The sequence below is a fragment of the Candidatus Tisiphia endosymbiont of Sialis lutaria genome, from assembly GCF_964026535.1.
In the GTDB taxonomy this organism is placed as follows: domain Bacteria; phylum Pseudomonadota; class Alphaproteobacteria; order Rickettsiales; family Rickettsiaceae; genus Tisiphia.
In genome coordinates this window covers 103,535-123,450 of record NZ_OZ032153.1, presented here as the reverse complement: position 1 = coordinate 123,450, position 19,916 = coordinate 103,535, and the positions used below count along the sequence as shown (strand labels likewise).

Annotated in this window: 16 protein-coding genes; 14 read left to right on the top strand and 2 right to left on the bottom strand. The window is 31.2% G+C overall.

The window, feature by feature from the left end; genetic code table 11:
* Positions 1–112: 112 nt before the first annotated feature.
* The 14 genes from AAGD20_RS00600 to AAGD20_RS00535 all read left to right on the top strand — a co-directional run bounded on the left by AAGD20_RS00600 (position 113) and on the right by AAGD20_RS00535 (position 17,640).
* Entirely contained in the window at positions 113–259 is a 147-nt protein-coding gene (locus AAGD20_RS00600; RefSeq protein ID WP_341749017.1) for a palindromic element RPE2 domain-containing protein, read from the top strand.
* A gap of 328 nt (positions 260–587) precedes the next feature.
* Positions 588–1,448: a ribonuclease D gene (locus AAGD20_RS00595; protein ID WP_094649050.1), complete on the top strand. Its 861-nt coding sequence runs from the start codon at positions 588–590 to the stop codon at positions 1,446–1,448.
* Positions 1,449–1,539: 91 nt separating this feature from the next.
* Positions 1,540–2,469, top strand: coding sequence for an AEC family transporter (locus AAGD20_RS00590; protein ID WP_094649051.1), 930 nt, complete (start codon positions 1,540–1,542; stop codon positions 2,467–2,469).
* Positions 2,470–2,478: 9 nt separating this feature from the next.
* On the top strand, positions 2,479–3,357 hold the full coding sequence (locus tag AAGD20_RS00585) for an alpha/beta hydrolase (protein ID WP_341749016.1): 879 nt from the start codon (positions 2,479–2,481) through the stop codon (positions 3,355–3,357).
* A gap of 21 nt (positions 3,358–3,378) precedes the next feature.
* Positions 3,379–4,311 (top strand): thioredoxin-disulfide reductase, encoded by a 933-nt coding sequence (gene trxB / locus AAGD20_RS00580; RefSeq protein WP_341749015.1) that lies wholly within the window; start codon positions 3,379–3,381, stop codon positions 4,309–4,311.
* Positions 4,312–4,315: 4 nt separating this feature from the next.
* On the top strand, positions 4,316–5,824 hold the full coding sequence (locus AAGD20_RS00575; protein WP_341749014.1) for a replicative DNA helicase: 1,509 nt from the start codon (positions 4,316–4,318) through the stop codon (positions 5,822–5,824).
* A 160-nt stretch (positions 5,825–5,984) separates the two neighbouring features.
* Positions 5,985–7,832, top strand: coding sequence for an AAA family ATPase (locus AAGD20_RS00570; protein WP_341749013.1), 1,848 nt, complete (start codon positions 5,985–5,987; stop codon positions 7,830–7,832).
* A 489-nt stretch (positions 7,833–8,321) separates the two neighbouring features.
* Positions 8,322–8,648 carry a DUF167 family protein gene (locus tag AAGD20_RS00565; RefSeq protein WP_341749012.1) on the top strand — a complete coding sequence of 109 codons (327 nt, stop codon included), beginning with the start codon at positions 8,322–8,324 and terminating at the stop codon, positions 8,646–8,648.
* Positions 8,649–8,665: 17 nt separating this feature from the next.
* Positions 8,666–10,525: a molecular chaperone HtpG gene (htpG, locus tag AAGD20_RS00560; protein ID WP_341749011.1), complete on the top strand. Its 1,860-nt coding sequence runs from the start codon at positions 8,666–8,668 to the stop codon at positions 10,523–10,525.
* A 303-nt stretch (positions 10,526–10,828) separates the two neighbouring features.
* Positions 10,829–13,114 carry a tetratricopeptide repeat protein gene (locus AAGD20_RS00555; RefSeq protein ID WP_341749010.1) on the top strand — a complete coding sequence of 762 codons (2,286 nt, stop codon included), beginning with the start codon at positions 10,829–10,831 and terminating at the stop codon, positions 13,112–13,114.
* Positions 13,096–15,495, top strand: coding sequence for a tetratricopeptide repeat protein (locus AAGD20_RS00550; protein WP_341749009.1), 2,400 nt, complete (start codon positions 13,096–13,098; stop codon positions 15,493–15,495). The genes AAGD20_RS00555 and AAGD20_RS00550 overlap by 19 nt, the downstream gene beginning before the upstream one ends.
* Before the next feature lie 429 nt (positions 15,496–15,924).
* Positions 15,925–16,248 carry a helix-turn-helix transcriptional regulator gene (locus tag AAGD20_RS00545; protein WP_341749008.1) on the top strand — a complete coding sequence of 108 codons (324 nt, stop codon included), beginning with the start codon at positions 15,925–15,927 and terminating at the stop codon, positions 16,246–16,248.
* Positions 16,214–16,468 (top strand): hypothetical protein, encoded by a 255-nt coding sequence (locus tag AAGD20_RS00540; protein ID WP_341749007.1) that lies wholly within the window; start codon positions 16,214–16,216, stop codon positions 16,466–16,468. The genes AAGD20_RS00545 and AAGD20_RS00540 overlap by 35 nt, the downstream gene beginning before the upstream one ends.
* Positions 16,469–16,731: 263 nt before the next feature.
* On the top strand, positions 16,732–17,640 hold the full coding sequence (locus AAGD20_RS00535) for an Rpn family recombination-promoting nuclease/putative transposase (protein ID WP_341749006.1): 909 nt from the start codon (positions 16,732–16,734) through the stop codon (positions 17,638–17,640).
* Between the two features lie 39 nt (positions 17,641–17,679).
* Here the strand turns inward: AAGD20_RS00535 and AAGD20_RS00530 are convergent, their stop codons facing one another.
* Entirely contained in the window at positions 17,680–17,931 is a 252-nt protein-coding gene (locus AAGD20_RS00530) for a hypothetical protein (RefSeq protein WP_341749005.1), read from the bottom strand.
* A 76-nt stretch (positions 17,932–18,007) separates the two neighbouring features.
* Positions 18,008–19,699, bottom strand: a complete 1,692-nt coding sequence (locus AAGD20_RS00525; RefSeq protein WP_341748631.1) for an IS1634 family transposase — start codon at positions 19,697–19,699, stop codon at positions 18,008–18,010.
* Between the last annotated feature and the right edge of the window lie 217 nt (positions 19,700–19,916).

Sequence of the window (19,916 nt, the reverse complement as noted above, 5' to 3'; positions counted from 1 at the left end):
CAACGAAGCAGTTGTAAGTTAAAAGTATGATATAATAGATATTAAAGTCAATGTAAATAATGATTTATACTGCTTTTAATGGGGCGTTCAGCAATAGCCATAATAATGACTATTGCTTTGCGAGCGTGAGCAACCTTGTATAGTAAATTCAGGGGAGTTTGGTGCTAGGAACGATGGAGCGACGTCTATAAGTAATAGGCGAGCATTGAGCGACGATGTCACCAACTTCCCATCAATTGACTATAGCAATTGGTTTTAAGACAGAATGGATATTGGTACTCTTCAAACCCCCGAGACCTTTTTATAGTTGATTGGGATGCTTTTGCACGCCCACTTACAATCGTAAACATTAAATATCTCGAGAGATATATGCTATTATATAATAATTTTATTAGTCTTGATACAGGAAAATTCAATTTTGTTGTTGCTATAGTCAATATATATGCTGCTTAATGATTCCATCATTTGACAAAGTGCTGCAAAGCTGTTAAGCTATTCTTTGAGTATAACCACGAATAAGCATGGAAAAACACTAAATTACGTAAATCCTTTAGATCAAGAGCAATTTAATTACTAATACTTCAAAAATGCTGATTATTGATAATCAAAAAATATTAAATGAATTTTGTCGGCAGTTATTGGATTGTAAGACTATAAGTGTTGATACTGAATTTTTGCGTAAGAATACTTATTTTGCTCAGCTTAGCATAATACAAATCATGACTAGTAGTCACAAAGTGATAATTGACACTTTATGTGATTTGGATCTTTCGCCTCTTAACGAAATATTTTTGAACGAGAAAATTCTTAAAATATTTCACGCTCCTAGAGAGGATTTTGAGATATTTTATCATTTATTTAAGAAATTGCCAAGAAATGTTTTTGACATACAAATTGCTGCTGGTATTTGTGATTTTGGTAAACATTTAAGTTATTCGGATATATGCAGTAAAATTTGCTTCGTTCATATTGATAAAACTTACCAAAGATCTGATTGGTTAAAACGTCCCATTAGTGCTAATCTGCTAGATTATGCTATTAAAGATGTTGAATATTTAGAACCGATTTACAAAATATTACAATCAATAATCCAAGATAATAATCTGCAAAATGAATATGACGAGCAAATAAAATCTTTGCTTAATATTAAAAATTATATTGTTGATACAAAAAAGGCTTGGCAAAAAGTCAGATTCCATAATCATTCAGAGTTTTTTATTAATAAAATGAAAATTATGGCAGCTTATCGGGAAGAACAAGCAAGTACCATAGATTTACCAAGGAGACATTTTATTAGTGATGAGGAATTAGTAAAGATTTGTCAACATTTACCTACCAGTAACAAAGATTTTGAAAATCTTAAACTAAATGGTCGCTACCTTAGTAAGCAAAAATATAGAACTCAATTAGCAGATCTGTGTCTTGCAATACAAGAATTAGGTGAATAAAGACACTTTATTTATATTAATTGTAAAATAAAATTGCTATTTTCTCAAAGGTTGACTAAAACAGAAATCTTATATATTCTGGCTTTATTGCATGGCAATGTTTAGTATAGTTTTTTTTAAAACCATTTCTGTTTTACTGAGTGTAGTAATTGGTTTCCTAGCAGGAAGATATTCTAAAGTTGAAAGAGATAGTATAGCTTCGTTGTTATTCTATTTTATATCTCCTATTGTTTTTTTTGCTATTCCTGCCAGTACTACTTTAACTTTATCATCATTAAGTGTTACTGTAGTTATTTTTTTTATTGCTACTTCCTTATCAATATTTTCCTACTATTTTTTTGGACGATATTGGTCTGATCATACACGAAACATTATAGCATTATCTGCCGGTACCGCTAATGGTGGTTATTTTATGCTACCAATAGCTGCTGCTCTCTTTGATGATTATGTTTTAAGTATCTATATGATGGCAGTTATAGGTGTAAATATTTTTGAATGCTCGGTGGGATTTTATATTTGTGCCAGAAGTTTTGCCAATAGTAGTGAAAGTATCTTGAAAGTTGTAAAGCTACCAATTTTAAATGGTTTTTTACTTGGTTGTTTATTTAGTTTCGCTGGCTTTACTTTACCTGATTTTTTAGATGATTTTATATATAATATGCGAGGGTCATTTTCTATACTTGGTATGGTTATGGTTGGTTTAGCTCTTTCAACTTTGCAAAAATTTGAAATAGACATAAAGTTTACTGTTGCCACTTTTATGGCAAAATTTCTATTTTATCCAATAGGAATTAACTTATTTATCCTTTTAGATAAATTTGTTTTAGGATGGTATGATGAGAATTATTACAATGCTTTTAGGCTTCTTGCCACTGCCCCTATGGCAGCCAATCTGATTGTTATAGCAAGTCTACAAAAATTCCATCCAGAAAAAGTTGCTACTACAGTATTCCTTTCCCTAATTTTTAGTGTAATATATATACCATTTATGGTAAGTATATTTTTAAGCGATTTGAATTAATTAGAATAGATGATACAAAAATTCATCCAAGTTGGACCGTATATTAATTGGTTTGGCTCACAATATATCCCATCTCATAAGCTGGCTTATCTTGAATTTGGCAACCCTAATAATAAAAATGTCATAGTCTGTGTCCATGGCTTGACTAGAAATGCTCATGATTTTGATAAAATTGCTATGGCATTAAGTGATAAATTTCGAGTAATTGCTATAGATTATCCAGGGCGTGGAAATAGTGATGTTTTTAAAAAGAAAGAGCATTATAACTATCCAGTATATATAAAAGATACAGTACTTTTTCTAAGGAAGTTAGGTATTAAGAACTGTATTTGGCTTGGTAGTTCTATGGGCGGAATAATTGGTATGGTTCTAGCTAGTCGATATAACAAACTTATCAAAGCCATGATTATCAATGATATAGGTCCTTTTATTCCGTCATCCCCTCTAGTTAAAATTGGTCTATATGCAGGTCAAGTACCCTTATTTGTTGATTTAGCTAGTGCCAAGCAACATTTAAAGCTAATATATAGCCAATTTGGTATTAGTAGTGAGGAAGATTGGGATTATCTTACCAAATATAGTTTTATAAAGACTCAAGATGGAAAATATAAAATGAATTATGATCCTAACATAGTACATGGTATGAGTGCTAATACGAGTAAGCAAAAAAATGTTGATATGTGGGCTATATGGAATAAAATTATTTGTAAATTATTGGTTATCCATGGAGCTAAGTCTGATATTTTACAACAATCTACTATTGAGCAAATGAAAAAAAATAAAGAGCTGGAACTTTTTGTTGTTGATTATGCTGGTCATGTACCTTCGTTAATGACTAGTGATCAAATTAACTATATAAAATTCTGGTTAGATGGCTTGGCTAGATAATTTTTGACAAGGATATTAATTATGACTATTTCTACTAAAGTACTTATTATAGGTTCAGGTCCTGCTGGCTTAAGTGCGGCAATCTATACAGCTAGGGCAGCACTAAATCCGATATTATTACATGGTATGCAGCCAGGTGGGCAGCTAACCATTACGACAGATGTTGAAAATTATCCAGGTTTTGCTGATCCGGTGCAAGGTCCTTGGTTAATGGAGCAAATGACTCAGCAGGCAAAAAATGTTGGGGCAGAAATTATCTACGATTATGTAGAAAAGGTAGATTTATCAAAAAAACCCTTAGTGGTGACCACTGGATCTGGTATAATTTACTGGGCGGATAGTCTTATAATATGTACTGGGGCGGAAGCAAAATGGCTTAACATCCCTTCCGAAGGACAATTTAAAGGATATGGGGTCTCAGCTTGTGCCACTTGCGATGGTTTCTTTTTCAAAAATCAGCACGTATTAGTTATTGGTGGAGGTAATAGTGCTGTTGAAGAGGCATTATATTTAACCAATCATGCATGTCAGGTGACTATTGTGCATCGCGGGGATAGTTTTAGAGCCGAGAAAATTTTACAAGACAGATTATTTAAAAATCCTAAAATATCTGTTGTTTGGAATCATAGACTGATTGAAGTTATCGGTACTGATAATCCTAAATCAGTTACCTCAGCTAGGCTAGAAAATACCCAAACAGGTGAGGTTAGCTCAATTGACTGTACTGGTATATTCATAGCGATTGGGCATATGCCAAATACTAGTTTGTTCAAAGGACAACTAGATATAGATAGTGATAATTATATTATTACTAAACCAAATTCAACGGAAACCAGTATTAAAGGTGTTTTTGCCGCTGGAGATGTACAAGATAAAATTTTTAGACAAGCAGTTACTGCTGCTGGTACTGGATGTATGGCAGCTTTAGAAGCAGAAAAGTTTTTAAACCATTAAATTTATGGCTCGTAGTAAAGCGATTGATAAAGCAGATAAGTTAAACGGCTCGAATGAGTCAGGTATAGTCATGCCTGTTGCTCGAACTTTACCGGAAAACGTTCAAGCTGAGCAAATGTTAATAGGAGCAATTTTAGTTAACCATGATTACTACAATATTGTTTCAGAATTCCTAAGACCAAATCATTTTTTTGAGCCACTACATCAAAAAATCTATAATTCTATTGAAGTTATTACAGAAAAAGGCTTAATCGCTACTCCAGTAACGCTTAGAAGCATGTTAGAAAAAGATGAATTATTTCAGCAATTAGGTGGTAGCGACTATTTAAATAAATTAGTCACTCTGTCAATGATGGTAATTAATCCACTAGATTACGGAAAAATAATCTATGATTTGGCAATAAGGCGTAATTTAATTCAGATAGGGGAAGAGGTAGTTAATAATGCTTATGATGCTTCTTTAGAATATGATTCAAGTCAGCAAATAGAACATGCAGAAGGTAAGCTTTATAACCTTGCTAGTGAAGGAGTGAATGATAAGAGCTTTGTTAAAATTGGGCTATCTCTCTCAGAGTCTCTAGCTAGTATTAACAGAGCCATGAAGAATTCTAGTCATGTAATAGGTATTTCTACCGGCTTAATTGATTTGGATCATAAATTATCAGGTTTTCAGAACTCAGACTTAGTTATCATTGCTGGACGTCCATCAATGGGGAAAACAGCTTTTGCTATGAATCTTGCGATAAATACTTGTAAGGCTATACATCTGAAAAATAACGGACAAGAAAAAGAAGGGCAATCAGTAGGGTTTTTCTCTCTTGAAATGTCATCTGAGCAGCTTACTACTCGTCTTCTTTCGATGCATACTGAAATTGACTCATCGGCTCTTCAATCAGGTCATGTGACGGAAGAGAATTATAATCGATTACGCAAAGAAGTTATCACTCTTTCTGAATTACCATTTTTTATTGATGATACACCAGCTTTATCTATTGCTGCCATTCGTACTAGGGCTAGAAAAATGAAGCGTAAGCATAATCTTGGTATATTATTTATCGATTATTTGCAATTAATTAGAGGAATAAACAAGTCAGATAATAGAGTAAATGAAATTTCGGAAATTACTCAAGGATTAAAAGCGATAGCCAAAGAATTAAACATTCCAGTAATTGCTTTATCACAATTATCTAGAGCTGTTGAACTTAGAGAAGATAAAAAGCCGATGTTGTCTGACTTGCGGGAATCTGGATCTATTGAACAAGATTCTGATATAGTAATGTTTATCTATCGAGAAGAATATTATTTGACCCGTAAAGAACCTTCGGCGGGTGATGCAAAACACGCAGAGTGGTTAAGTAAGTTAAATCAGGTATATAATGTTGCGGATATTCTAATAGCAAAACATCGTAATGGTCCTGTTGGCAATGTTCAGCTTCACTATAACAATCGATATTCAAAATTTAGTAATTTAGAAAAAAAATTACAAGGACAGCAAGTATCCAATGATCTTTGAGCATTGGTATTATTTTTTATTTTGAATTTTAACTATTAATAATAATTAATTAGGTTAAATTATACGTATGATGTAAAAAATTTATCTCCAATATTCTATTCGCTAGGATAGATTGTTTGTGCTATTATTTACTTAATAAAGTTTATAATATATTTCTAATATGACAGTAGAATTTTTTGATAATATATCAACCAAAGAAACTAATATTGTTAAAGATAACAATAAACCACCGAGAATGAGGATAGGTACCGATAATTTTGAGACGTTATTGCTAAATAGTGATGTATTTGTTGATAAAAGCCTAATGATCAAAGAATTATTGGAAGATAGTGGAGAAGTAATCCTAATCACCAGACCAAGGCGGTGGGGTAAGAGCTTGAATATGAACATGCTCCAGAAATTCTTTGAGATAGAGGTGGATGAGAGGGGTACGCCTTTACCTGAAGAGGATAGAGTAAATAACAAGCTATTTACAGGTGGTACAGTAGATTTAGGCATTAAAGGAAAAAGGACTTTAGAACCTTTAAAGATTAACGGTAATGAATATGCCATGATTCAACAAGGTCAATTTCCGGTGATTTTGCTCAATCTTAAAGATGTTAAAGGCAGTAACTACCAGGAAATTGAGAATGGAATAAAAAATCAAGTAACTAATTTGTTTACAAACCATCGATATTTAAAGCGTTATATAACAACAGATGAAAAATTACTAGATGAGGCACAAAAGGAAAAGTTAAATCGATATTTTACAGGAAAGCTTGATAAGGAAGACTTAAAAGATAATTTACGGGTTTTGAGCGAAGTACTGTACAAACATTTTGGTCAAAAAGTTTACATATTAATCGATGAATACGATACGCCGATCAATAGTTCATACATTAAGTTTGGTAACAAACCAGAAGAGTTTGAACAGGTACTTGAAATGTTTCGCGGGATGTTTGGCAGTAGTTTAAAAACTAATCCTTATTTAGAAAAAGGCGTAATAACTGGCATATTACGGGTTGCTAAAGCTAATTTATTTTCGGATTTGAATAATGTTAGTGAATATAGCTTGCTTGATGAAGAATTTTCTAAGTTCTATGGTTTTACTCAAGCAGAAGTTGATGAATTGTTAGCAAAAGTACCAACAGCAACTAATCCTGAACAAATTAAAGCTTGGTATAATGGTTATAATTTTGGCGGAGAAATCATCTATAATCCATGGTCGATTATGCAATGTTTAGCTCATAAAGGGAAACTTGACCATTATTGGCTTGATAGTGGGGGAACTGGGCTTGTTGATAAAGCATTGTTATCAGATGAGATGCAGGAAGATTTACAGAGCTTAGCTGCCGGCAAGAGTATTATCTCACCGATTGTCAAACAAATTAGTTTTACTGATATCAACAAGCCAGTAGGATTATTTAGCTTGTTGTTATTTAGCGGTTATTTAAACCCTGTTGCTAAAAAACCAGAAGAAGATATTTACGAATTGTCGGTACCAAATAAAGAGGTACGATATATATATAATGCCAGAATGCTCCAATGGGTAACTGATCAGTTGCAAATTGATCATTTTCGATATTATTCTTTTGCTACTTTGTTGCCGGCAGGTAAAATAGAACAGTTTAAAGAAAGATTGCAAGAATTATTGTTAAATGCTACTAGTTTTTATCAAACAGGCGAGAAAAAAGCTGAGCTATTTTATAGTGGTTTTATGCTAGGTTTGATTAATACCTTAGCTTCTGACTACATAATAGACAGTGAAAGAGAAACCGGTAGCGGTAGGGCTGATATTATGTTGATACCTAGAGCTGGAAAGCAAGACAACGCCATTATTATTGAATATAAAATATGCAAGTCTCCAGAAGAGTTAGAATCTGTTGCCAGAGAAGGGCTAGAGCAAATAGCAAAAAAACGATATGAGGCTAAAATAAAAGAATACTCTCATGTTCAGAAAATCATCAAAATCGCTATGGCTTTTTGCGGTAAGGAAGTGGCTCTAGAATATCAGAATGATAAAATTTAATAGTGGTGATTATATATTTTCCCCTATATCAACCAGGATTACATAAACAGGAACAGCAGGGAAATGCCTTTTTAATCTTTCAATATCGTAAACAAGCTGTTCTCCATAAGAAACACCTGTTGACATTTGTTGTTGTAAACTATAGTCAATTTAGGAGGATTGGGTGCTATGGCTATGGGCAATCTATTTCAGTATTTTTGGATTGCTTCGTCGCTACTAAAGTAGCTCCTCGCAATGACATATAAGCCTATAACTCGTCATTGCGAGCGAACGTATGTGAGCGTGGCAATCCATGAAGTCATATATTGCTTCGTTGACTTACGGTCTTCCTCGCAAATAGACGTTGACCACATACAACTTTTAAACTGCCATGATTACCTCTAAAAGCTCTTCCAACGAAGTATGTAAAAAATACCTGAATAAAAATATTTTTTATAAAACACTTAGTGTACATTATAATTAGTATATACTCAAATCATTAGAGTAAACATGACCCAATTTTTTAACTATAACCCAGATAATAAGGTAGCCGTTCTTGCTCTTAAGGTTAAAGCTAATGCAAAGGCAGATAAGATAGGTGAGTTTATGATAATTAATGATAAACATTATCTAAAATTATTTATAAAATCAGTTCCAGAGGATGGTAAGGCTAACCATTCTATTATCAATTTTCTATCTAAAAAATGGAAAATTAATAAAAATAATTTTGAGATAATATTAGGTTGGACTAATAGCTTAAAATTATTAGCAATAAAAAATATTGAATTAGACTATTTAAATTTGTATTTAAAACACTATATTAATAACATTAAATAGTATTATAGGACTTGACTATGACCCAAGAAAAAAAGAAGTTTGACGCTGAAGTTGGTAAGATTTTGAACTTAATGATCCATTCTCTTTATACTAATAAAGAGATTTTTATGCGTGAGTTAATATCGAATGCTTCTGATGCTTGTGATAAATTAAGGTATTTAGCACAAAGTGACGCAAAACTTATTGCAGATGATCCTACCTTTAAAATTACTGTGAGAATTGATAAAGATAAAAAGCAGATTATTATTAGAGATAATGGTATTGGTATGAACCGAGAAGATTTGATCGATAATCTAGGAACTATTGCAAAATCTGGTACAGGAAATTTCTTAAACAACATGTCTGGAGATGCTAAAAAAGATAGTATGTTGATAGGGCAATTTGGCGTTGGGTTTTATTCAGCTTTTATGGTTGCTGATAATATTACTGTTACCTCAAGAAAAGCAGGAGAAGAGAAATCTTATGTTTGGCAGTCAGATGGTCTTGGAGAATATATGGTTGATGATTTTGACCATGATTTTACCAGGGGAACTGAGGTGGTTATTCACGTTAAGCCAGAAGAAGATAGTTACATTGATCACTTTAGATTGAAGCATATAGTTAAAAGCTATTCTGATCATATAGCCATACCTATCAATTTTATTGATGAATCTACTAATAATGAAATACAACTTAACTCAGCTTCAGCATTATGGACAAGACCTAAATCTGATTTGACTTTTGAGCAATATAAAGAATTTTATAAAGCTTTGTCTTATTCGATGGATGATCCTTGGTTAACTATTCATAATAAAAATGAAGGTACGGTTGAATTTACTAATTTGTTATTTATTCCATCAACTAAGACTTTCGATTTATTTCACCCTGATCGTAAGAGGAGAGTGAAATTATACATCAAGAGAGTTTTTATTTCTGATGAGAATGTAGATTTAATACCTTCTTACCTAAGATTCCTAAGAGGGGTAGTAGATTCAGAGGATTTACCTCTTAATATTAGTCGTGAATCTTTGCAGCATAATAGTACTTTAGAGAAGATTAAGTCAGCAATAACCAAAAGAGTTTTAGGTGAACTCAAAAAGAAAAAAGATGAGTCTATAGAGGAATATAGCAATTTTTGGAGCAATTTTGGTGCTGCTTTAAAAGAAGGATTGTGTGAGGCAACTAGTGATCATGATAAATTGCTTGAGACCTGTATATTTAAAAGTAGTCTTTTAAGTAAAATGATTAGCCTTGACGATTATATTAGTAACTTTAAAGAAGGACAGAATACTATATATTATCTTAGCGGCGATGATTCAGCAAAATTACTTTCTAGCCCCCAAATAGAAGGATTTTTAAGTAAAAATATAGATGTACTTCTGTTTACTGATACAGTTGATGATTTTTGGGTTAATGTTAATAGTAGCTATAAGGGTTATGCAATTAAATCAGTTACTAGGAGTGATATTGATTTAGAAAAATCTGAGCAAAAAACTGAAGAGACAAAAGAAGACCAGGATGAGTACACTAAATTAACAGAATATTTTAAAGAAATATTAGGTAATTTAGTAAAAGATGTAAGGATTTCTAAAAAACTTACTCTAAGCCCTGCTTGTCTGGTAGTTGGTGATGGAGCTATGGATATTCGTATGGAAAGATTTTTAATTGAGCAAAAACAGTTAATGGCATCATCGGCTAAAATACTTGAGTTAAATCCTAAGCATAAAATTATTGAGAAAATTAACGCTGGTATAATCTCAAATAGTAGAGACTATGCTAACGAGGAGTTGGTGAAATTAATGTATGATCAAGCATGTATTCTAGAAGGTGAGCCAGTCAATGATACTGGTGAATTTGCAAAAAGACTCAATGATATTGTACAAAAAGCTATATTATAAACCACCTTATGCACGGCATTTAAAAGTCATATAGAAAATAGCTTGGCGTCATTGCGAGAAGCTACTTTAGTAGCGACGAAGCAATCTAATGAATGTGGATTGCCACGACCACTACGTGGTCTCGCAACGACGTCTTGTACTTTTTTGGAATTTTTAAATTGTTATGGGGTTTATGCGTAAGGTAAGTTATAAACTATGCGGAGGCTTTTCTATTTTTAATAGTAATAATTTTGATTGTAATCTAGGTAATGAATATGTTAATATTAATTAAATTTTCCTGAAACCTTTTATTAGCAAAATATAATGAATAAATATTTGATACTATTAATATTATTAATAATGCCTCTTAATTCATTTGCCCAGAATCAAATAGCTAACCAGCTATCTAATTTTGTTGCACCAGTTACTTACTTTGTTAATCATGTCAAACAATTAAATCTACTTAAGAATAATTTAATTAAATATCGACAAGCAAGTATTATAGGCACCAGCGGCATGGGAAAAACCCAACTTGCTAGAATGTATTGTTATGAAAATCAAAATAACTATAAACTTATTTGGTTTATTGACTGTAATTTAGATATTAATCAAGAACTACTAAAGCTAGCAAAAGCTATTAATAGTACGGCTAATAACTCTACTAAATCTAATCTAATATCAGAAGATGTAATATTAGTCCGGAAAGAACTAATGAATTATTTATCAAATCAAGATAAATGGTTATTGATATTTGATAATCTAAAGGTAGGTCAAAATAAGAAAGTTCAAGAGTTTGTTGAGTGGGAAAATAATGGACATGTTATATTTTGTTCCCAAGATAGTGAAATATTACCGAATATAGTCCAAATGACTGCCTTTACAAAAAGTGACGTTAGTATTCTGGTTAACAATATTTTAGAACATAACGATCCCCAATCAGCAGAATTTTTGAGCAAAGAATTTGCTGGTTATCCTATCATGATAGTACAAGGGGTACAATTATTAAATAATGTAAAAGGTTTAGATAAAGCCGAATATAAGAAAAAAATTCAACTATCAACAGATAGAATTAAATTGAACATTATATTAACTATCAATGAATTAAAACCAAATGCTAGAAAATTATTAAATAAAATAGCTTTAATAAATAATCAAAGTTTTTCAAAAGACTTATTAAGTTTTATTACGGATGATAAGAGTACCATAAATGATGATATTTATCAATTGTCTAAATTTGCCTTAATATCTAATATTGATCCACAGGAAACTAACCCGATCTTTGAAATGCACGATGTTGTTGCTCAAAAAATAACTGAAATTAATGGTAATCAGAATAATAAAATTTATTTAGAGGATATCGTTACTAAATTAGTCGGATCTGTGCCAAAAAGGAACTCGGTAAAAGCTCAGCTTTTTAGAAAAGCGAGAACTATACTTGAAAATTTTGAAATTCTTACTAGGAATGCGGTAAAATATAATTCAAGTATATATAAACTTCTGCAATTGAATGCACAGCTAATGATGCAATATGTGAATTCTGTCGATTACCTTAATGTAGAAAAAGTAATGAATTGGTTCAATGAGAATGATCAAAATGGGGCTGGTAAATTTAATTTATGGTCGATGAATGATGATGAAAAATATGCATATGCATTGTGTTTACAAGTAATAGCATGGCAATATGCTGTTAATTGGTCTAATTATAGGGTAGCAATAAATTATTGTACAAGAGCAAAAGAAATATTAGACACTATAAAAGGTTATGAATCTTTATGGAGTTTATATTATTCTTTAGCAATGTATAATATCCCATTAGGACAGGTTGAAGAAGCAGAAAAAAACATTCAAATTATAGAACAAATGCTTAATCAAGGTTTAATGGATAAATATGATATATCTTATATACATAGCGTTAAAACAGAGTTATTATTGCTACAAGGGAAGTATAATGAAGCATTAGAGCAAAATAATAAAACTATAGAACTAGACACTAAAAGTGGATTAAGTCTTGAAGACCTATTTCTTATAGAGCTTTATGTACGAAAAGTAGAGATATTAAATCATCTTAAAGAATACCAAGAAGCATATACTCAAGTTAAACAACTATATGATTTGTGTCAATCCACCGAGAAAGATGTTCATGAAATATTAGGTCGTATTTATAGTCAAATGGCAAAAAGTGAATTAGGGCTGGGTAAACTAGACCAAGCCTTAGAGCATGTTAACCAATCTATCCCCATATTTTTAGCTGATGAACGTAGGAATCCCAAAGATGCAGATTATTCAGAAGATCCAAATTTAGCTGCTAGTTATGTAATACAAGGTGATATTTTATTTGCTCAAGATAACATAAAAGAAGCAATAGAGTCCTATAATAAAGCTTATACCATATATTATTACTTATATAGGGATAATCGTAAAAATGTAGCTCAGGTTAGTTATTTATATAGCCAAGGAGCTAAAGCTGCATGTAAAGCAAAAAATTTATTTAGTTATAAATTTTTTGGTAAACCGCAAGTCAAGGAGTTTGGCATAAATCATCCTAATACTGTATCTATGTTTGAGTATTGTAAACAATATGATATGGATTTATGGGCAAAAGGAAACTAGATTTTATATCTATAGTCAATTCAGGAGAATTTGGGGCTAGGAGAGATGGAGCGACGCCTATAATTAATAGGCGAGCATTGATCGACAACGTCCCCAATTTCTCATCAATTGACTATAGATATTTAATAATATTAATATTATTAATAATGCCTCTTAATTCATTTGCCCAGAATCAAATAGCTAACCAGCTATCTAATTTTGTTGCACCAGTTACTTATTTTGTCGATCATGTCAAACAACTAGCTTTGCTTACAAACAACTTAACTAAATATCGACAAGCAAGTATTATAGGCACCAGCGGCATGGGAAAAACCCAACTTGCTAGAATGTATTGTTATGAAAATCAAAATAACTATAAACTTATTTGGTTTATTGATTGTAATTTAGATATTAATCAAGAACTACTAAAGCTAGCCAAAGCTATTAATAGTACAGTTAATAACTCTACTAAATCTACTCTAATACCAGAAGATATTGTATTAGTACGAAAAGAAATAATGAACTATTTATCGAGTCAAGATAAATGGTTAATAATATTTGATAATCTGAAGGTAAGTGAAAATAAGAAAGTTCAGGAATTTGTTGATTGGGAAAATAATGGGCATGTTATATTTTGTTCCCAAGATAGTGAAATATTACCGAATATAGTCAAAATGACTGTCCTTGCAAAAAACGACGTCAGTATTCTTGCTAACAATATTTTAGAAAATAATGATCCAAAGGTAGTAGAATTCTTGAGCGAAGAATTTGCTGGTTATCCTATCATGACAGTACAAGGGATACAATTATTAAATAATGTAAAAGGTTTAGATAAAGCCGAATATAAGAAAAAAATTCAACAATCAACAGATAGAATTAAATCGAACATTATATTAACTATCAATCAATTAAAACCAAGTGCTAGAAATTTACTAAATAAAATCGCCTTAATAAATAATCAAGGTTTTTCAAAAGACTTACTAAGTTTTATTACTGATGATCAACGTACATTGAATAATGATATTTATGAATTGTCTAAATTTGCCTTAATATCTAATATTGACCCACAGGAAGCTAATCCGATCTTTGAAACGCATGATATTATAGTCCAAAAAATAGCAGAGATTAATGGTAGCAGGAATAATAAATCTTATTTAGAGGATATTATTACCAAATTAATGAATTATATACCAAAGAATGCAGTAAAAGCTCGTATTTTTAGAAATGCTAAAACTATACAAGAAAATTTTGAAATAATTTTAAGAAATTCAGAAAAGTATAATATAAATATATATAAAATTATGGCTCTTAATTTGCAAATAATGGTTCAACATCATAATTCTCTTAATTATTCTATTGTAGCAAAGAAGGCTATTTGGTTTAATAAAGCCGATCAGGAAGGAAAATTTAAATTATGGTTAATGAATAATGATGAAAAATATGCATATATAAGGTATATGCAGACAATAGGTCTTTATCATATAAGTTATTCTAATTATAGGGCGGCAAGAGAATGTTTTATAAGAGGACAAGAAATATTTGAGAATGTTGCAGGTTATGAATCTTACAAATGGACTTTATTCTATAATTTAGCAATATGTAATATTATTTTAGGGCAGGTTCAAGAAGCCGAAAAAAACATTCAAATTATGGAAAAAATGTCTAATCAAGGTTTAATGGATCAAAGTGAACTAAGCTATATACATATACTTAAAGCACAGTTATTATTTATACAAGGAAAGTATACTGAGTCATTAGAACAAAATAGTAAAACTATAGAAAATTTCATTAAAAATGGTCTAAGTCCTGATGATCTATTTTTTATACCTCTTTATACACTTAAAATAGAAATATTAAATTATCTTGGAAAATACCAAGAAGCATATGAGCAAGCTAAGAAATTGTATAATTTATGTAAACATTGCAAAGATACTGAAGCACTTGGTTGTATTTATAGTGTAATGGCAAGAAGTGAATTAGGATTAGGCATGCTAAATCAAGCCTCAGAACATGTTAACAAGGCTATCTCGATATTTTTAGTCGATGAGCGTAGAAACCCCAAAAATGCAGATTATTTGGAAGATCCAGATTTAGCTGCTATGTATGTAGTGCAAGGTGATATTCTATTTACCCAAGATAATATAAAATCAGCAATAGAATCCTATAATAAAGCTTATACTATATATTATTACTTATATAGAGATAATCGTAAAAATATGGCATATGTTAGTTATTTATATAGTCAAGGAGCAAAAGCTGCATGTAAAGCAAAAAACTTATTTAGTTATAAATTTTTTGGTAAACCGCAAGTCAAGGAGTTTGGCATAAATCATCCTAATACTGTATCTATGTTTGAGTATTGTAAACAATATGATATGGATTTATGGGCAAAAAGAAACTAAGAGGTTGACTGCGATAACTAATTAAACCTGCAAAGAAATAATGGGGTTTGACTAGTTGAAAAAATTGGTATATGCTGATAGTTAACACCTCAATAAAGGTTGCAATTTAATAGCAATACTGTTGAATTAATTGCTCTAGTAAGTACTTTCGAGTTCGGAAAATTTCTAAGTACTTACTAGTTTATAACTCCAAATGTGACATTCAAGCTCTAGCCTGATTAATAAGCTCGATACTTAAGTGTTACACTGGCTTTTTTAGTATGAGATTTACCAAAATGTCTTTTTGGTTTTAAAAAATTAGTCAGTAAGTACTGATTTCTTTTTATAATTTCATTCTATTTTTGTAGTTTAATATAGTTTTTTTGAGGTGTCAAGAAAAAACTACCTGTTTTTTGGGTATTTTGTTAAAATAATTTATTATGAGAATACATGGCTCTTGTTCACCAAATACAAGGATTTTTAAAGAAAAAATTAGAAGAAACGAAGTTAAAAAGAAAAGATTTAGCATATAAAACTGACATTCCGTATTCTACTATATCTAAGATTATTAATGCTGTAAGAGATAATCCAGAGTTAATAAATATATTAAAAATTGCAAATTATTTTAAATGCTCTATGGATGAAATTGTAGGAAGGGATGATTATGCATTATCTCATCAAGAAACACAAGAATTTCTCAACGTATCTCCTAAGGATGTTAGTACCAACTTAAGGGAATTTGTCAAAAAAAAAATTGGAGCAGCAAAAACTTAACCTATATGTCTTATCTAAGAATATTGGGTCTAGTGAAGAAACTCTACCTCAATTTATGAAAGATAATGGTAAACAAAAAACTTTAGGTAGTGCAGTTACCGTAGCCCTAGCAGATTATTTTCAAGTGTCATTGGATGAAATTGTAGGCAGAATTAACCCTAATTCTTGTAATGATCAATCTTCTCAACAAAACTCCAATTGTGATGTTGAACCAAGATAATGATATACTAAAAACCTAAAGCGTCATTATAAATTAACAAGATTTAAGGGGGCATTATTAAAAATTACCTTTGTGTTCCAGCTACTCCTTCCATAACAGAACTTTCACCTGTAAGATTAATACCTCTATGGGTAATGGCAATCTACAAATCAGGGAATAAAAAAATATCGCAAAAATAATGAAAACAGCTATTAGTGGAGCATAAAAATCTGCTATATTTATAGATATAACCATTTGTAAAAAATAAATATAGAGTTAGATTTATGTCAAATATTAGTCCTAGGGTTGATATTGCCTTTAAAAAAATCTTCGGAGTTGAAGAGAATAAGGATTTGCTTATTTCGCTGATCAATTCGATTGTATCTAGAGAAGACCAAGTAACAGAAGTACAACTTCTCAATCCATATAATCCAAAAAATTTCAAGAGCGATAAATTGTCAATTTTAGATATTAAAGCTCAAGGAAAAGATGGCAAAAGATTTAATATCGAAATGCAAATTACTGATGCGGATGATTATGACAAAAGAGCTCTGTATTATTGGGCAAAGTTATATACTGAGCAATTAAAGAATGCAGAGGATTATGCTACTTTATCGAAAGCCATTGGTATTCATATATTAAACTTTACCTCTATTTTACATGAAAATAAATATCATAATGTGTTTCATATAGTAGAAAAAGATAGTGGTTTGTTATATTTTAAAGATTTAGAATTGCATACTATTGAGCTAAATAAGTTTACTAATAATCCGAAGGAGCAGTTGACGGACATAGTAAAAAAGGTAAAAACCTCTCTTGATAGATGGAGTACTTTTTTAACGAGACATGATTTGCTGAACAAAGATAATTTACCTAAAGAATTAAATGATGCTAGCCTAAAAAAAGCCCTGACAGTTCTAGATGTGATGAATTTCACTGAAGAAGAACGTGATTCATATGAAGAACACCTGAAATGGTTACGTATTGAAGCTAACACTCTCAAGAAAGCACGGAGGGAAGGTAGAGAAGAAGGTAGAGTAGAAGGTAGAGAAGAAGGTAAAGCTGAATTAATAAAAATGATGATAGAAAATGGCAGTTCTATTGAGGAAGTAGCGAAAATAACCAAACTATCTGTCGCTAAGATCACTGAACTACTGAAAACCCTAAATGGCGGATTATCAGATAAGTTATGATTACTAATTAAAATAAATTCAATTGACTATACTGTTTCCTCAGTGGATATTTCCCCAATACGACTTAAAAATCGTATGATTCCATAATTTTGTTAAAAATTCTTCTATTGGCAATATGTTAATTTGTTGATTACCCCAAATTATCTTCCTAGAAGTATCTTCTAAACAAACTAAATAACCTTTATCTATTTGATGTTCTTCCATAAAAGATTTTATACCTTTCCCGACTTCAGTGTTGTTGTGCCAAAAAGTGGCTGACAGCTCAGGAAATGATAAAATTTCCAGGCACAACAAATTATTTGTTCGAATATAAAAATTTCAAAATAATCCTATAATAATTATTACCTTTACTACTTGATTATTTCTTTTACTCTCCTGATGATATTAAATAAGGAATAGTGCTAATCGGTAAATTCATTGCCTTATAAATAATCTTTGCCTCATCTGATACCGGGGATGGAATGCCAAATACTCTTTTATCTTTAATGTGTACTACACTGGTAATTTCCACCCCAATTAGTGCTTTACGTAATCGTTCCGGTGATAGTTTAATTGACTGTAAATTTACCCGATATTCTAAATGCCTGATACATACTAACGCCATAAAACATAAAGCAATATGTGCCTTGATTCTACTAGGACTCCAATGATAAATTGGTCTAATCTTAATATCGTGTTTACTAACTCTAAATGTTTCTTCAATTTGCCACAATCCTTTATAACGAGACAATATATACGCTATATCAACATTTTCTAGGTTACTAATAACTCCATGCAAACCGTCCCATTTGCTATCTTCCTCTATCTTTTGCTCGTTTACTGCAAACTTATCATTATTATTAATTATTAAATATTTTTTATAACCACTAGCAGAAATTAACGACTTAACTCCTTTACTTCTGTTCATTTTTTTCATTAATTTCTTCAATGCTTGCTCTCTATCTTGAGCATCTTTATAAGCCCTTTTGCTACTATAGCTCATAATCAGTTTGCGACCCTTTTCAGCTAGTTCAATTATTTTTCCCTTATATTCTTCTGCATCAACGGTTAATGGCTGATAATCATCACTATTTAAGATTTTAGCTGTAATATCCTTAGTCATATTCTTAATTTTGGCACCTACTATATATTGATAGCCAGCTTGTTCTAATAGAGCTAAATTTTCATTATTCAACATACCGCTGTCTGCTACAAACACTACTTTATCAATAGCAAACCTGCCTTTCAAGCTATCTAAAGCTTTCAATAAAGTATGACCTTCATAGGTCGCTCCAGGAAATATCTCATAACCGATTGGAATACCATTATTAGTAACAAAAATGCTCAGCATTACCTGTACTTCATTGAATTTATGATCTTTACTAAACCCCTTACTCTTCAACTCATCTTCAGTAAATGATTCAAAATAAAGAGTAGTTGCATCATAAAATAGTACATCGATTTTTTCTTTAAACAACTTTTGACTGCTAAGTAAAGCACACTGCTCGATTTTCTCAACCACCTTATCATCTATTTTATCCATAGTTTTGTATACCGAATCAAGCTTTAAATCTACTCCATAATTATTGACCAATAAATTGACTGTTTCACGCTTACTAGTTGGGTTAGCAATACGAGCTAAAACAACATTGCGTATTATGTTTATGCTCGACACTTCCCTGGCAGGATTGGGTAAGATTTTATTAAAACCAAGTTGGTCATAAATTTTTCCATACACCTCATGAATGCCAATGATAGTGCTTCCTTGACTACGTAAATTGCTGATATCATCAATAGGTTGTGGTTGTATTTGTTCTTTCTCGCACCGCTGTCTAGATGACATCGCCATCGATACTATATCCTTGTCTGGGATAAGATTAGGTTGAGTGCTACTAGTGATTTCAACCTTAATGAATTCAGCAAGCTCTATTAATTTAGTTATTTCTTCTTGGTCTGATGCACTGCCAATATGTCGAACAACCCGTTGTTTTACTTTATTAGTTATGGGATCGCGTATCCCTTCTACTAGTTGAACAGCGTTAACATTACGGGTAGCAGATTTTTTGACTCTAACGAACATATCAGTAGCATATTTAAAACTAATTGTTGGTTAGTATATCTACTAAAATATTGTATGTCAATAATAAAAATATATGGAGGCACAACAAACGCCCTCTAATTAACAAAACCTTTTTTCTCCTGCTTTTTCTATACACTTATCTTTAACTATTTTCCGAAGTCAGGAAACGGGGCAAAAGCGAACTAGGAGTCGGAATTGCTGTTAATTTCTTCTCTGT